Source organism: Staphylococcus sp. EG-SA-14 (assembly GCF_017151935.1).
Classification (GTDB): Bacteria; Bacillota; Bacilli; order Staphylococcales; family Staphylococcaceae; genus Staphylococcus; species Staphylococcus aureus.
In genome coordinates this window covers 1-16,954 of sequence record NZ_JACVZM010000012.1, presented here as the reverse complement: position 1 = coordinate 16,954, position 16,954 = coordinate 1, and the positions used below count along the sequence as shown (strand labels likewise).

General features: G+C 31.5%; 15 protein-coding genes. 4 read left to right on the top strand and 11 right to left on the bottom strand.

What is annotated here, in order from left to right:
• Positions 1 to 134: 134 nt before the first annotated feature.
• Entirely contained in the window at positions 135 to 1,703 is a 1,569-nt protein-coding gene (locus IDG63_RS08330) for an alanine/glycine:cation symporter family protein (RefSeq protein ID WP_000570700.1), read from the bottom strand.
• A gap of 340 nt (positions 1,704 to 2,043) precedes the next feature.
• On the opposite strand from IDG63_RS08330, the gene cozEa reads away from it, so the two are divergent.
• Positions 2,044 to 3,129, top strand: coding sequence for a lipoteichoic acid biosynthesis protein CozEa (gene cozEa / locus IDG63_RS08325; protein ID WP_000933105.1), 1,086 nt, complete (start codon positions 2,044 to 2,046; stop codon positions 3,127 to 3,129).
• A 195-nt stretch (positions 3,130 to 3,324) separates the two neighbouring features.
• On the opposite strand, the gene fabI is transcribed toward cozEa, so the two are convergent.
• The 7 genes from fabI to IDG63_RS08290 form a co-directional block, all read right to left on the bottom strand.
• Complete coding sequence (fabI, locus tag IDG63_RS08320) at positions 3,325 to 4,095, bottom strand: enoyl-ACP reductase FabI (RefSeq protein ID WP_000933195.1); 771 nt, start codon at positions 4,093 to 4,095, stop codon at positions 3,325 to 3,327.
• A gap of 277 nt (positions 4,096 to 4,372) precedes the next feature.
• Positions 4,373 to 6,217 (bottom strand): monovalent cation:proton antiporter family protein, encoded by a 1,845-nt coding sequence (locus IDG63_RS08315; RefSeq protein WP_000395152.1) that lies wholly within the window; start codon positions 6,215 to 6,217, stop codon positions 4,373 to 4,375.
• A 9-nt stretch (positions 6,218 to 6,226) separates the two neighbouring features.
• Positions 6,227 to 7,612, bottom strand: coding sequence for a magnesium transporter (gene mgtE / locus IDG63_RS08310; RefSeq protein WP_000062407.1), 1,386 nt, complete (start codon positions 7,610 to 7,612; stop codon positions 6,227 to 6,229).
• Between the two features lie 20 nt (positions 7,613 to 7,632).
• Complete coding sequence (locus IDG63_RS08305) at positions 7,633 to 8,487, bottom strand: RluA family pseudouridine synthase (RefSeq protein WP_000669923.1); 855 nt, start codon at positions 8,485 to 8,487, stop codon at positions 7,633 to 7,635.
• The gene (locus IDG63_RS08300) at positions 8,484 to 9,293 is read right to left on the bottom strand and encodes an NAD kinase (protein ID WP_001270834.1); all 810 of its coding nucleotides are present in this window, start codon (positions 9,291 to 9,293) and stop codon (positions 8,484 to 8,486) included. Before IDG63_RS08300 ends, IDG63_RS08305 begins: the two co-directional genes overlap by 4 nt.
• A gap of 16 nt (positions 9,294 to 9,309) precedes the next feature.
• Positions 9,310 to 9,945, bottom strand: a complete 636-nt coding sequence (yjbM, locus tag IDG63_RS08295) for a GTP diphosphokinase (RefSeq protein WP_001077683.1) — start codon at positions 9,943 to 9,945, stop codon at positions 9,310 to 9,312.
• A gap of 16 nt (positions 9,946 to 9,961) precedes the next feature.
• Entirely contained in the window at positions 9,962 to 10,309 is a 348-nt protein-coding gene (locus tag IDG63_RS08290) for a UPF0738 family protein (protein WP_001242102.1), read from the bottom strand.
• Between the two features lie 185 nt (positions 10,310 to 10,494).
• Between IDG63_RS08290 and IDG63_RS08285 the strand changes: the two genes are divergently transcribed.
• The 3 genes from IDG63_RS08285 (at position 10,495) to yjbH (ending at position 12,386) form a co-directional block, all read left to right on the top strand.
• A complete protein-coding gene (locus IDG63_RS08285; RefSeq protein ID WP_000224619.1) occupies positions 10,495 to 11,088 on the top strand; it encodes a CYTH domain-containing protein in 594 nt (197 codons plus the stop codon).
• A 103-nt stretch (positions 11,089 to 11,191) separates the two neighbouring features.
• Complete coding sequence (locus tag IDG63_RS08280) at positions 11,192 to 11,557, top strand: truncated hemoglobin YjbI (protein ID WP_000214069.1); 366 nt, start codon at positions 11,192 to 11,194, stop codon at positions 11,555 to 11,557.
• 22 nt (positions 11,558 to 11,579) lie between these two features.
• The gene (gene yjbH / locus IDG63_RS08275) at positions 11,580 to 12,386 is read left to right on the top strand and encodes a protease adaptor protein YjbH (protein ID WP_000896697.1); all 807 of its coding nucleotides are present in this window, start codon (positions 11,580 to 11,582) and stop codon (positions 12,384 to 12,386) included.
• Between the two features lie 459 nt (positions 12,387 to 12,845).
• Here yjbH and pepF read toward each other — a convergent pair whose 3' ends face one another.
• The 3 genes from pepF to mecA all read right to left on the bottom strand — a co-directional run bounded on the left by pepF (position 12,846) and on the right by mecA (position 16,528).
• Positions 12,846 to 14,654, bottom strand: a complete 1,809-nt coding sequence (gene pepF, locus IDG63_RS08270; RefSeq protein ID WP_000082725.1) for an oligoendopeptidase F — start codon at positions 14,652 to 14,654, stop codon at positions 12,846 to 12,848.
• 47 nt (positions 14,655 to 14,701) lie between these two features.
• Positions 14,702 to 15,688 (bottom strand): competence protein CoiA, encoded by a 987-nt coding sequence (locus tag IDG63_RS08265; protein WP_000959289.1) that lies wholly within the window; start codon positions 15,686 to 15,688, stop codon positions 14,702 to 14,704.
• 120 nt (positions 15,689 to 15,808) lie between these two features.
• Complete coding sequence (mecA, locus tag IDG63_RS08260; RefSeq protein ID WP_001217728.1) at positions 15,809 to 16,528, bottom strand: adaptor protein MecA; 720 nt, start codon at positions 16,526 to 16,528, stop codon at positions 15,809 to 15,811.
• Positions 16,529 to 16,954 lie beyond the last annotated feature (426 nt).

Below are 16,954 nucleotides of genomic sequence, written 5' to 3'. Positions count from 1 at the left end.
CCCCTAGTAGTTGTATTGTTATTGTACCAAGAGACACTATATTTTTAAAATTCAAATTTCTGAGCACCTAAAATTATTAATGCTGTTTCTTTTTTTATCAAATGATCACTACATATACTATAAACAAAAGTAGATTACTTTTTGGCACGTGCTTGTTTTAAACGTTCTGGATATGTCTTCAACCAAAAGACAGCATTAGGTAATTTATTCGGATCAGGTTGATAAACTGCATTATAACCGTTTCCTAAACGTTTCTTTTGAATTTCATAATCTTTTAAAGCATTTACGGCAGGCTTATGTAAAATCCAAATCGCAATGATATTTAACCAAGCCATTAGACCTACACCTAAATCACCGAATGCCCATGCTACATCAGCTGTTTTAACTGCACCGTAAAATGTAGCGAACAAAATAATCACACGAGCAATATTAATAAATACCGATGAAACTTGATTATTTTGATTACGCGTTAAATAAGCAACATTTGTTTCTGTAATGTAGTAGTACGACAAAATTGTAGTAAATGCAAAGAAGAATAAAGCAAATGCAATAAAGTACGAACCTACGCCAGAGAAAGTAGGATCAAATTGATAACCACTGCCATGGAACGCTTTATCAATGCCGGCTTGTGCATACATCGCAGTACCTGAATAATCTTTACCTGTTGCATTTTCAACATAAATCCCACCGTCTTTAATTAAATGCGGTGTGCCATTCGCATTAACCGTACCATCAGTCACATTATATGTACCAGAAATAAGTATAATCAGAGCAGTTGCAGTACATACAAATAATGTATCAATATAAACTGAAAATGCTTGTACTAGACCTTGTTTACTTGGATGTGATACTTCTGCTGCCGCTGCTGCGTGTGGACCTGTACCTTGACCAGCCTCATTTGAGTATAATCCACGTTTAACACCAATCTCTATCATTGCGCCAACGATACCACCAAAAGCAGATTGTAATCCAAATGCTGATTTGAAAATTAATGCAAATAACGCTGGCACTTCTTGTATATTGATACAAATGATAATGACAGCCATCAGTATGTAAATAATTGCCATAAATGGTACAACGGCTGTTGCAACATTGGCAATACTACGTACACCACCAAAAATAATTAATCCCAAAATAACTACAACAATACCACCCATTAACCATTGTGGAACATGAATCGCATTATGCATAGAACTTGCTATAGCATTAGATTGCACACCAGGAAGCAATAGACCTACTGAGATAATCGTAACAATAGCAAAGATAATTCCGTAAATTTTACCAAATTTACCACCAATACCATATTCAATATAATACGCTGGTCCACCACGGTATTCATTATTTTCAACTCTCTTGAATATTTGACCAAGTGTAGATTCAATAAAAGCACTACTTGCACCTAAAAACGCAGTAATCCACATCCAAAATACTGCACCAGGTCCTCCTATAAATATTGCAGTAGATACACCGACAATATTACCTGTACCAACCCTGCCTGCTAAAGACATGGCTATCGCTTGAAAACTTGAAATACCATTAGGAGACTTCTCTCCTTGAAACATTAATCGAATCATTTCTTTAAAATGTCTAACTTGAAAAAATCGCATACGCAATGTAAATAGCACACCAGTAATTAGCAAACCATAAACTAATGGCTTACTCCAAACAACCTCATTTAAAAAGGTTACTAATTTTTCAATCATAAGATTCCCCCTATTGTTTAAACATAAAAATATTATACGATTAAGCACGAGACACTTCAATATATTTTTCAGAATATTCTTATAAATAATAATATGATCATTTCATTATTTAAACACGTTTAATATTAAAATAAGTTATTCATATAAACTGGTGCTGTTTGATCCAATTGCAGACTTACGAGTCATTGAAAAGTCTCACAAACTATTGAAAGTAAATATCTTAAAATAGAAAGTGAATGGTTAATTTAAGTATATTAAAAAATATTAACCTTTTTAAGCACTGCTATTTAGGATATACTAAATAATAACTAAGTTTAGAAAAATAGGAGGAACATCGTTTATGTTAAACAAGGTTTGGTTCCGAACTGGCATCGCTCTGATTATGCTGTTCATTCTCATCAAACTATTTATGGAAGTGCACGAAGTATTTACTCCAATAGCTACAATCATCGGTTCTGTATTTCTTCCATTTTTAATTAGTGGTTTTTTATTTTATATCTGTCTACCTTTTCAAAACTTACTTGAAAAAGTCGGTTTTCCAAGATGGGCTAGTATAACAACAATCATGTTAGCTTTGTTTGCTATTATCGGCTTAATTGTTGCGTTTGTTGCACCAATCATCATTTCAAATATCAACAATTTAATTAGTCAGACACCTGCCCTACAAAAAGAAGCAGAGCAAATTATTAAATTCGCACTAGCTCAAATGGATAAATTACCTGAAGATGTAACAAGTAGAATTACAAATATGGTTAAATCAATGGGTGATGGCGTTACTAATATTTTATCTAATTCATTACAGTACATTACATCATTAATTTCAACCATCTTCTTATTGATTATGGTTCCATTCTTCTTAATTTATATGTTAAAAGACCATGAAAAATTTATCCCAGCTGTTGCTAAATTTTTCAAAGGTGAACGTAAAGTATTTTTCGTAGATTTATTAACTGATTTAAACTTTACATTAAAATCTTACATTCAAGGTCAAGTAACTGTCAGTGTTATTTTAGGTATATTCTTATATATCGGTTATTCAATTATTGACTTACCATATATTCCTTTATTAGTACTATTTGCTGGTGTCGCAAACTTAATTCCTTTCTTAGGTTCATGGTTATCATTTGCACCTGCAGCAATACTCGGTATTATAGATAGTCCTACTACATTTATATGGGTTTGTATCATTACATTAATTGCACACCAACTTGAAGGTAATATCATTACACCAAATGTAATGGGTAAATCTTTAAGTATCCATCCTTTAACAATTATCGTTGTTATTTTAGCAGCAGGAGATTTAGGTGGCTTTACATTAGTTCTGATTGCAGTGCCATTATATGCTGTACTTAAAACGGTTGTTAGTAATATTTTCAAATACCGCCAACGCATTATTGATAAAGCAAACAGTAATGTTAAGGACTAATTCTGTGGATGTCTTTTAATAATATAAGATACTATCGCCTCAAAAGTTGAAACTACAGCTTTTGAAGCGATTTTTTTGTGCATAAAAAAATCAGTCAGATGAAATATCAAATAATTTTCCATCAGTCCGATTATTATAAAAGCAAAAAAGCTTTGCTCACATATATAATAACGTGAACAAAGCTGTTGAATGATATTATTTAATTGCGTGGAATCCGCTATCTACATGAATATTTTCACCTGTAACGCCACTTGATAAGTCACTTAATAAGTAAGCCGCTGTTTTACCTACTTCTACTTGATCAACGTTACGTTTTAAAGGTGCACGCTCTTCGATTTCTTTAAGAATTGTATTGAAACCACCCACACCTTTTGCACTTAATGTACGGATTGGACCAGCTGAAATTGCATTAACGCGAATATTATCTGGACCTAAGTCTAATGCTAAATATTTAACATTTGCTTCTAAGCTCGCTTTAGCAACACCCATCACATTATAGTTTTGAACTGCGAATTCGCCACCTAAATATGTTGTTGCAACAATGCTACCACCTTCTGGCATTAATTTTTTAGCTTCATGAGCAACGATAGTTAGTGAGTAAGAACTAATGTCTTGAGCTAACAAGAAACCTTCACGTGAAGTTTCAGAAAAGCGTCCGCGTAAGTCTTCCATATTAGCAAATGCGATTGAATGATATACACCATCGATATTACCAACATCTTTACCAATTTGCTCAAAACCATTAATAACCTCTTCATCGCTTTGAACATCAATTTGATATAAGTGCGCTTCTGGTTGATTTAATTGTTCTAATAATTTTTCAAGCTCTTTACGGCTACGTTCTTTACGGTAAGTAAATACTAATTTAGCACCTAATTGATCTAAAACTTTAGCGACACCAAAAGCAATACTACGCTTATTAGCGATTCCCATGATGACATATGTTTTGTTTTCAAGATTTAACATGTAAGATAACTCCTTATAATAATTAATTTAACGGATAGAATATCTAATCCCAGTTTTAACTAACTTTTTATTCGTCAATACATTTTAACACTATTATGACTTTTTAATAAAGTTATTTAAACGTATTACAACGATAAATGTTTGATTTAATCCTTTCTGTATCAAACTTGATTTACGTAAAAAGCATGTATTTATCAAAATCATATACATACAAGCATTTTAAAATCATTAATTTTACGTCGTACTAAAATACGTCTGCATTTTAATATTATTATTGTTAAAAATAAAATTCTAACTCTTGCTTCAATTCATCAACGTATTCTTTAGCACCGGTAACAATTAAGCGATCACCATATCGCAATTGTGTATCTCCATGCGGAACAATCGACTCATTATTACGGATAATACGCACGAAGATGATGTCTCCTCCGAATGGGAAATTACGTAATTGAATATTTTCATATTTATAATTTAACATTTGAATTTCATATAGTGACGTTTCAACATTACTTAATATATTCAACATGTTAGGTGTTTCAATTAAACCTTTTAATAAGATTTTATTACTTAAGTAGCTACTGAAAATTTCAATACCTGAATCAACTAACTCTGTATCGTCCGTTGTGCTTTCAAGTCTGCAAATGACACGCTCAACTTGATGTGCTTTGGCTAATTTAGCAACTTTTCGGTTAATATCATCGTCATTCGTGGCACAAACAACTATGTCTCGGTCAAACAGACCTAGTCGTTCTAAAACATCTTGTTCATAATCAGCAATTTCTATCATCGTGATATCATCCGACAATTGACGACGATCACTCAAGTCTTTGCGATAATATAATGTCACGTCATATAACTGAGATGTTAAATTTTGCGCTATAGGAATCGTTAATTGATTTTTACCAATTAAACTAACTTCAATTTTACGGTTAAACTCATCTGGAACTGGAAACAGTTTTTTGAAAATAATCGGAACGAATACACATGTAATGACTGCGCTTAAAATTAATATACCTGACGTTTCAGCTGAAATAGCATTTAATCTTTCTGAAATTTTGGCTGCAGCTATCACGAGCGATAATGTTGATGTTAATAAAAATGCTGATGCAATCGTTGTTTTCATATCAAACCAACGTCGAATAAACATGACTGGAATTAATTTTGAAATGATAAATGCAACGATTAAAATCGGTATGATAATTAGTAATTTCGGTTCTTTAATTAATGAAGGTATGTTTAAATCTACACCAACCATTATAAAGAAAATAGGAATAAAGAACCCATAACCAAATGAGTCTAACTTTTCAACCATTTCTTCATCTGGATTTAATAATGAAACAACGACACCTGCTAAGAATGCACCTAATATATTTTCTGCGCCAACTCCCTCTGCTAGGGCTACTAATAATATTATTAATGCAAACACCGCACGAATACCGATTTGCGTCGTACCATCCATCAATTTTTGTAAAAATGACATTCTTTTAAATTGAACACCTAAAATATATGAAATTGCTGTGAAAACAACTAATATACCTATTAACCATATTGTACTGCCACCTTGACCATTGATTGCGCCATAGACCGTTAATAAAATCATAGTTACTAAGTCCGCAAGTACTGCTACTAATAGGATAAATTGCCCTATAGTTGTTCTCATAATATTCATTTCTTTTAAAGTTGGAACAACTACGCCTAAGGAAATAGTTGAAATGATAATGACCATTAATAACACATCATCCACTAATCCAAGCCATTTAAATACATAAGCTAAAAGAATCGAAATAATCATAATAAATGCAAATACAGTTAACGCTAGATTAAGATGCCCTGGAATTGAGGATTCATCATCATTTTGTCCTTGACGTGCGCGTTTATCTTTTTTAAAAGCTTTAAAATCAATTTCTAAACCACTTAAAAACATTAAAAAGATAAAGCCTAACGTTGATAAAATATTTAGAATTGAATCCCTTTCTACTATATTTAGAAATGAATTTCCAATCACAATCCCCATCAAAATTTCTGCAACAACAACTGGCAAGAAATTAATATTTAATCGATTGACAATTATTGGAGTTAAAAACGCTGCTAAAACAACAATAACTAAAGATAAAAACTCCATAACTCCTCCTTAAATTAAGTAAGCCATAAATGATGTAGCTAAACCAAAATAAATCAACATACTAATAATATCATTAATTGTTGTAATAAATGGTCCACTAGCCACTGCTGGATCGATATTTAATTTATTCATCAATAATGGAATCATCGAACCTACAAACGTCCCCACCGTCATCGCACAAGTTAAACTTCCTGCAACGATTAATGCTAAAAGTGGCTGATGATATATTGCAACAATAATTGTAAATAATATTGTTGAACATACAACACCCGATAATACACCACTTCCTGCTTCTCTTAATGCAATTCTAAATTTACTTTGCTCATTAATTTCCCCTGTCGTAATGTTACGAACTGAAACGGCTAAAGATTGTGTACCTGAATTTCCTGACATACCACTAATAATAGGAATAAACGCTGCGAGTAGCGCTACATTTTCTAATGTTTTTTCGAATCTCCCTAAAATTGTCGCAGTAATCATTCCTAAAAATGTTAAAATAATCAACCATGGTAAACGTTTTAATGCTGTTTTAATGATTGAATCATTAGTCGAATCGATATCTGATACCCCGGCTAAACGAGAGTAGTCTTCACTAGCCTCTTCATCCATAACGTCTAAAATATCATCAATCGTGATGATACCAAGCAAATGTTCTTGGTAATCTATAACAGGTACAGCCATGAAATCATAGTCTCTCATAACTTGAGCAACATCTTCTTGGTCGTCTGCTACATTCACACTAATGACACGTTCATTCATAATATCTTCAATATAAGCATCATTTTCAGCTACAATTAAATCTCTTAGCGATAAAACACCTACTAATTTACCATCATCATCAACGACAAATATAACATATATTGTTTCTGCGTCTGGCGCTTGCGCTTTGACCAATAATAACGCTTCTTTAACAGGCGTATGCGCTTTAAGTGATAAATACTCCGTCGTCATAATACCGCCGGCCGTATCCTCATCATAGTGAAGTAATGCTTTGATTTCATTCGCGTCATCTTTATTCATCAATGTTAAAAGACTAGCAACTTTTGGTTTAGTCAACTCATTTAAAATATCTACTGCATTATCGTATGACATTTCTTCTAATATGTGACTTGCGTATGTCGCATTCATTTTATCAAATAGCAACTCATATTCATCGTCATCAATATCTAATTGATCAAAGAAATTTGCAACCTCTTCAGGTGATAAATATTGAAAAATCTTTTGTCTATTTTCATCGGTAGTATCTTCAAAATACTCACTTTGTTCATATGTGTGTAATGCTAGAAATTCATCTCTAAATTGATCAATATCATCATTTTCTAAGTATTGATCTAATAATGTCTCATCGTATAATTCCTCTTGAACACGCTCTTTTTCATCTGTGTTCATTGACATACTTACACCCCCTGTGTGAATTAGAGTTGATTGAATAATTTAAGTAATTGCTTATAATCAATTGTAATATAAATATTGTTCTTATTGATTGGATGAACAAAATATATTTGCGTACATTGCAGTACTTGACCATGAATTTTGTCATGAAAACCATCATACAAAGAATCTCCCACAATTGGATGCCCAATATGTTGAAAATGTACACGAATTTGATGTGTACGTCCCGTATGCAAATGAACTTTGCATAAACTGTATTTATCATTTTGATTTATTACTTCATAAGATGTTTTAGCGTATTTACCATCCGAGGCAACTTCTCTAGTTATAATACTATCCTTTGACCGTCTAATATTAGCTTCAATAATACCAGATGTATGGGTTTTGCCATATACAAGGCAAGTATATATTTTTTTCAAGTTTACTTTAGAAAATAAATGATGGATATGTCCATATTTAGCGAATATCACAATACCAGTTGTATTACGATCTAGACGCGTAACAATATGTGGGTTAATATTTTCACCATGTTCCTGACAATGATATAGTACTTGTTCGATTAAACTTTCATGAGGATGTTCTCTCGAAGGCGTACAATTTTGATTGTTTGGTTTAGTAACTATGATGATAAAAGCATCTTCATACAATACTTCTAGCTTACGAGCATAAGGTATTAAATTAACACTCGGTATTTCTCGCGGTAAATGAATTTCTAATATATCATTTGGCATTAATTGCTTACGTACTGTGACTGGTTCATCATTAACAATTAAAGCGCCATTATTTTTAATGGCGCTCACTGTCTTCTTAGAAAAATCATGTCGTGCTAAAAAAGCTTTAACAGTTTCTTGTTGTGATATATGATACTTAAATTTCATCGTTCTTCATCACTTGATATGAAAGAATCGTGTACACGTTTCCAGAACGGGAATGGTCTAAAACGTGCAAACCTCACTTTTTCATTTGCTACACGGTATTGTATTGAATTAACATTTTTATGTTTGATACTAACATGATCTATCGTCATTCTAATGGTATCATGATTAACTGGTGATATTAAACATGTATGATGCTTTGGTAATACAAGTGGTGATCCTACCGTTCTAAACACACGATTATTTATTGAGGCAATTTCTGTAATTTGCATTGCTTCAAGTGAAGGATGTATCAGTGCGCCACCTAGCGCTTTGTTATAAGCCGTTGAACCCGAAGGTGTTGATACACATAATCCATCGCCTCTAAATCGCTCAAAGTGTTTCCCTCTTAAGTTAACATCCACAACAAGTGTTGAGCCATTTTCAGTTTTCATCGTTGCTTCATTTAATGCTAAATACCTTGTTTCATAGCCGTTGTCGTTGTATCTCATAATAATTTCAAGCAATGGATATTCAATGACCTGAAACTCTGAATTATTAATTTCGATGATTAATTTTTCAACTTCATGAGGTAACCAATCCGCATAAAATCCTAAATGACCTGTATGAACTCCAACAAATGCCACTTTTGATAACATGTGGCTATACTGATGGAATGCTTGTAGTAATGTACCATCACCACCAACTGAAATAACAATTTCAGGATTTTCACTATCCTCAATCATGCGAAAATCTTTCATATAGTTCATCATTTTATGCTTTAAGGCATTAGACTTGGAGTCACCTTTAGTTAAAATTGTATAACGCATGATTTATAACACCTCGTTAATCATTTTCATGTTTTTTAGAACGTTTTTGCGTGTAATATTTTTGAGCTTCCTGAATTTCATCTTTAATTTCAGACATCTCTTCATCAAGTAAATACGCTGCTTCTGCCGCTCTTTCCAAACGATGTTGAATTTCATCCGGATAAGCACCATCATATTTATATCGTAAAGTATGTTCAATCGTTGCCCAGAAATTCATTGCTAATGTACGAATCTGAATCTCAGCCAATATAAATTTTTGGCCTTGTAATGTTTCAATTGGATATTCAATAATGACATGATACGAGCGGTAACCACTTTCTTTAGTGTTACGAATATAATCTCGTTCTTCAATTACTTTAAAATCTTTTCTTTGTCTTAAAATATTGACGACAACATCAATATCTTCTACAAATTGGCACATCATTCTTAAACCAGCGATATCGTACATTTCTTCTCTTAACCTATCAAATGGTATTTGTCGTTTGTTTGCCTTATCTATAATACTAGCGATCGGTTTAACACGACCAGTAACAAATTCTATTGGCGACGCTTGTTCACCAACTTCATATTGTTTGCGCATGCCTTTAAGTTTCACTTTCAACTCATCAACCGCTTGCTTATAAGGTGTTAAGAACTGATCCCATTGATTCATAGTGCTTCACCCCGCTTTATTCAATGTCGAATGTTTCTTCAACGGTTGCAACAAATTCCTTACCATAATTATTATTCCCTTTTATGTTGTCTAAAATATAAGTAAGTTCTTGGTGGAATTCAGTCAATTCTAGTTCATCATTGATAATAATTTTTTTAGTCATGTTTTCATGCAACATCGTCCATGTTTCTTGTACGAAAATGAGATAAGCATACGCTTTACCATCATCTAATGTATACGCAAAGGCATAATTATCACTATCAACGAGCATTTGTCCTACTTCAGATAATCCTTTAATAGAATCTTCTGTATAACAATAAAGTATGTCATCTTTAATTTTAATTTCATTAATATATAAACGCATGCTTAATCCTCCTCTTATTCCATAACATTTTAACACAATTCAATAATACAAAACACTTACGAACACTATTTTTAATGGTCAAATTAACATTGATAATAGATAAAGGAAATTACTTTTAAAATTCAACTTTGTCATTCATAATATAGTTAAGATAAATTGAATTTGATACGAGGTGTATACATATCATGGCAACAAATCATGAAATAGAATTTAAACAAATGATAACTGCATCAATCTATAATAAATTGCAAGAGAAATATTTTAAAGACAGTGTGCTTTTTAAGCAAGTCAATTACTATATTGATACACCCGATTTCAAATTAAAGGAACATCGCTCTGCACTACGCATAAGAGTTAAAGACAATCAATATGAAATGACTTTAAAGACACCAGCAAAGGTTGGTCTATTAGAATACAACTATATCGTCGACATTAAACCAGAGATGAACTTGATTATTTCAAACGACAATCTTCCAGATGACATTCGTCAAATTATAGTTGAACAGTTTGGTGTAAAAGATACAACTTTATCAATACTTGGTGCATTAACGACATATCGCCAAGAAACTAAATATAAAGGTGATTTACTCGTTTTAGATAAAAGTGAGTATTTCGATACTGCGGATTATGAGTTAGAGTTCGAAGTTAAAGACTATAATCAAGGTTTACAAAAGTTCCAATCTTTATTAAACGAACTAAACCTCGAACATCATCAACCTTTAAATAAAGTTCAACGTTTTTTCAAGAAAAAAGAAACACTTTCAAACAATATAAATTAAATTGGCAAATATGCATATTTCTTTCAAATGTTTAAAATCATGTTATATTAGTTATATATTAACTTAAGTTCGTAATAGTAAATTTTTGAAAATGGGTGATTAAATGACAACAACACCATATGACATCATTGGTAAAGAAGCGTTATACGATATGATTGATTATTTTTACACCCTTGTAGAAAAAGATGAACGACTTAATCACCTGTTTCCAGGAGATTTTGCAGAAACAAGTCGTAAACAAAAACAATTTTTAACACAGTTTTTGGGCGGTCCAAACATTTATACCGAAGAACACGGACATCCTATGCTAAGAAAAAGACATATGGATTTTACAATCACTGAATTTGAAAGAGATGCATGGTTAGAAAATATGCAGACAGCAATTAATCGCGCTGCGTTTCCACAAGGTGTTGGAGATTATTTATTTGAGTGCTTAAGATTAACTGCTAATCATATGGTGAATTCCTAAAATTAATTGTAGGTGAATAAACATGGCTGGAGAATTACGAATAATGGAAAATAAGAGTCGTGAAGATATTAATCTATCACCTGTAAGTAAAATCGAAATTTATTCATTTTTCGATCCATTTAGCTCCGATTGCTTCAAATTATCAGCAATCTTATCCAAATTAAGAATTGAATATAATCAATATATACGTATCAGACATATATTAAATCCTTCGTTAAAAGTATTAACGAAATGCCAAGCTCAAAGTACATCCAACTTTGATAACATCGCCCTAGCTTATAAAGCAGCTGAGTTACAAGGTCGTGTACGTGCCGAACGATTTATACATTTAATGCAAAATGAAATCATACCTAAAAGAGATATTATTACAGAATCAATGATTTGTGACTGTATTCAAAATGCAGGTATTGATTTAGAAGTATTTAAAGACGACTTACAAAAAAGTAAACTAACCGAAAGCTTGAAAATTGATTTGCATATTGCAAGAGAAATGGAAATCGAACAAGCCCCTTCTCTCGTTTTCTTTAGTGAAGATGTTCATGAAGAAGGTTTAAAAGTCGAAGGATTATACCCATATCACATCTATACTTATATAATTAATGAATTGATGGGTAAACCTATCGAAAAGAATCTTCCTCCTAAATTAGAAACTTATATACAGCAACAACAACTTGTAACGATGGAAGAATTACTTACTATTTATGAATGGCCAGAAAAACTTTTAAACAAAGAGTTAAAGAAGTTAGCCATTCAACAAAAAATTGAAAAACTTAAATATCCAGATGGCGATTTCTGGAAATCTAAAATGCCTAAAATCAAATCAAAATAAATAAATTAAAGACCTCGTACACCATAAATGTAACGAGGTCTTTTTACTGACTCTTAATTTTGCAACATTAAATTATTAGAACGTAATGTTACACATCGATCTAAATATATTAGTGATATTTTTCGAATTTAACCAGTTCGAAAATTATACAAATTATAAATTTGGTACATAATAGACATATATGAATCGTTAATGTATAAAAAGTGCATATTTAATACATTTTTATACAACTTCACTTCCCTCTTATTAAAAAAGAACATAAAAAAACGTCGTGTCTGAATACACGACGCTAAACAAAGGGGATGGGAGAAATTTTTCACTTCAAACAAAGGGGTATGTTTGTTATGTGATTAATTTCATGTTCATAATATAACATGCTATCTCTACCATTTCAACCTTTTAATAGTACTTAATTTAAATTGTCACAATCTGTTCATAATGTAAGCGAATACAATAGTACTAAGCTTTCATTAATTTTTCAAAAGCGTTCAATTTTTGTTCAAAAACTTCACAAGCTTGTTCAATTGGTTCAGGTGTTGTCATATCTACACCAGCATTTTTTAATATCTCAATTGGATAATTTGAGCTACCTTTTTTCAAGAATTCATTAATATATCTATCTACTGCTGGCTTACCTTCTGTTAAAATTTGATGACTTAAGCTTTGAGCTGCACTGTATCCAGTTGCGTATTGATATACATAATAATTCATATAGAAGTGTGGAATACGTGACCATTCCTTACTAATATCTTCATCAGTTTCTACAGAATCACCGAAGTATAATTTATTTAATTTGGCATATTCTTCATTCATTCTAGTTGGCGTTAATGGTTCACCTGCTTCTTCAATTGCATGAATTTTATGCTCAAATTCTGCGAACATTGTTTGTCGGAATAATGTAGCTCTGAAACGTTCTAATTCTTGGTTTAATAATAATAAGCGTTTTTCATCATCAAGATGTTTATCCATATAATCACTTAAAAGTGCTTCGTTACAAGTTGATGCAACTTCAGCGACAAAAATAGTGTAGTCACTAGAATTTGACGGTTGGAATTTTCTACTGAAGTAACTATGTGCTGAATGCCCAAATTCATGAACTAATGTGTATAAGTCTGAAATAGTATTAGACCAGTTAAGTAGAATAAATGGATTAGTTAAATGTGCACCTGATGAATAGCCACCTGAACGTTTACCTTTATTCTCATAGACATCGACCCAACGATTGTTTAAGCCTTCTTTAACTACATTTAAATATTCTTCACCCATTGGTTCTAATGCTTTTAACATCCACTCTTTAGCTTCTTCATAAGGCATTTCAAACTTAATATCTTTAATTAATGGTGTATATAAATCATACATTTTCAAGTCATCTAAACCTAGCAATTCTTTGCGCAATTCAGTATATCTATGTAGCAATGGTAAATATTTATGTACAGTTTTTACTAGATTGTCATATACATTTTCTGGAATATGATTATTACTCAATGCTTTTTCTCTTGCAGTTTTGTAATTGTGTGTACGAGCATTAAATACATTTTTCTTCACTTCACCTGCTAGCGTAGCGCCAAGCGTATTATTATGAGCACCATATGCTTTATATACATTTCTAAAAGCACTTTCTCTTAGTTTGCGATCATCTGATTCTAAATACTTAATAAATGTACCTTGTGTTAACGGGTGTGCATTTCCATCTTTATCAATCGCATCTTCAAATACTAAATCAGCGTTGCTAAACATACCGTATACATTTGATGGCGTTGATAATGCGTCTTGTGCTTCTGTTAGTAATTTTTCAGTTTCAGCATCTAAAATATGAGGACGTTTTTCATTAATCAACTTCAAATCAAATGCGAATTTTTGTAATTTATCATATGAATTTACAAATGATTGAATTTTATCTTCATCAATTTGTAAAATCTCTGGCACTAAGAAACTCCATGCCGAGCTAAATTTAATAATTAATTGATGTGCTCTTGACTCCATACCAGTATACTTGTCGTTCGTTGTATCTTGGTCTTGTTTTAGGTGCGCGTATACATATACTTTTTCTAATTTAGTACCTAATGTATCTTCTAATTCTAATGCATTGTATAATGTCTCAGCACTATCACCAATGTGTCCTTTAAATTGTTCTTCTTTGCCTAACTCATTTTCAACTTCTTTAAATGCAGCCTCAAAAGCTTCATCATCTTTGAAAATTGTTGTTAAGTCCCATGTATATTCAGGATATTTACGTTCCTGTTCTTCTCTAGATAATTGTTGACTCATATGTAGTAAACCTCCTAATAAAATATAATTGATATAATTTTCTCATTTTAGAACAAAATTTGCACGTCATTACCTCTATCTGAACAAATATTTAAATAATTGTTAATAAGTTTTTCTATAATTGCTGTTTTACTTTCTAGACCAACAATAAACTTTTTCAGTTTAAAATAATTAAGATTGTCACTTACTAATTTGCTTTTTCCATTCTTTAACCATAAATCAACTTGTAATTGCCACTCAATTGGATGATTTTCAATATAAATTTGCTCTGGAAAAATATAACCATAATTGTGCACTACTTCTTGATCAGTTAACTGTAATTGATATATTGCACTTAAAGTGGGTTCTAAAACAGAATTTTGCCAGCGACAATATTTGATATATTGATTAATTGCGAACTTTGATAATTTATAAACAGCATGATAATCACAAGGCGCCTCATTAAACAACTCACTAATTTTGGCATTCCTTTTTTCAGCGACATATTTGTGCCCGCCTAAATATTGTATTTGTTGAAACATCATTATTTGTTTTTTCTCTAAATTGAACGTATGAAGTTTTCGAGTGATTGGATTAATAAACATACTTTGAAAATGATTGAACTTCACTTTATTATGACAATAATCAACATCATTTAATAACCAACTTACTTTATATCCCATTTTCTTTAAACCTTCCGTTCGTTGAAGAATCTGTTTATAAGGAATTGGCGAATACTGTAGCTCAATAACATATTTATTATTAATCAAAATATCCGGAATTTGTTTTATTTCTTTTAAAAATGGCTCTATCTCTACTTTACATCCTTGTTGCTGTATCATCTGTGCTAAAATCAATTTACTTTTATAATGTTTAATCGTTTCATTATTAAAACATTTTTGTTCCGCTAAATGTTTATGTGCAAAATGACTAATTACTTTGAGCCCACGCTTTAAAATAACTTGCTTGCCACACACCGGACAAAAATATTGTGTCTTTCTCAATGCAGTAGTTGCTAACACACGTTCCTTTTCTTCATTTAAAGCTACTAACATATCTTCACCTCAAAATATTACACGTAAGTTTAACTACTATTACTTTTTCAGCTTTTGAAATCAATAAAAAAAGAGACTCCAAAGAGTCTCCTTTCATAGTGCGTTGCTTAATTAATATCGTTATTCAGTTGTCTCTGGAAAATAACGTCGAACTTGAGCTGTTACGTTATGACTCATAATTATTTTAGCATAGTCATTTAAATAAACTTCTGTTCTGTCTGTTGGATAAGCAAATTCAAGCAATTGACTGTAACTATCATTAATGACTTCTTGATCAACATGACTATCAAAATGTACAGCATAATAATAAGTACCATCAACCATATATAACAAATCTTCAAACTCTGTAGTTATTGGATTGCTATGATATGCATAATTAATAACATCTTCTAAATCGTTAAATTTCACAATAATTGTTCTTGTATTTTTACGTGCTGAAGACTTTTGACGTTTAGAACCTTGAGCTTCTTTTTCTTTTGTTCGTTGCTCGAATAATTCTTCTAATTGATCTTCACCTTCTAATGTTTGAGCTAACAATTCTTGAACTTGTTCATCAAATTGATCAGTTGCATCATCATCAGACATATTCATCATATCTTCATTTTTAGATTTAGAAATTGTGACTTCGACACCTTTTTCAAAGGCATGTACTTGAATCCATAATGGACCTTCTACAACAAAATCTTCTTCTTCGTTAATTTCATCCATCATTGACCAAAAGAATTCTTCGCCACGTTTGCGATTTGTCCATAAATCTTCACGACTAAATCCACGGGCCTCGATATCGCTATATGTTATAAACAATTTTACAGTTGTATCATCTACTCGTTCTATTCTCATATCATCTCACTCCTTACAGTCGATGAATAGTATCCACATTGTATTAAAGCATCAAACAAAATACAATTTATTTGTTTGATTTCTTTCTCTAAAATATTTTGGTAACTTATAATAACATATTCGTTGTAGCAAAACTATTTAAATGATTTATACAGTTAAAGCATTAAAGCACTTTCTTAATTTAATTTTACCTTATCATAGCAAATGTTTCATCCAAAACACTCTAATATAGAGCTATATTAACAATTGCACATTTGATTTAAAAGATACTAAGCAATTATTGTAAAATTAAAACCAAAAAGAGGCTGGGACATAAATCCCTAAAAAAACAGCAGTAAGATAATTTTCAATTAGAAAATATCTTACTGCTGTTCTCTATTTATACAATACTTCGTATTGAATGGCTTCGCTTTCCTAGGGTGCCGT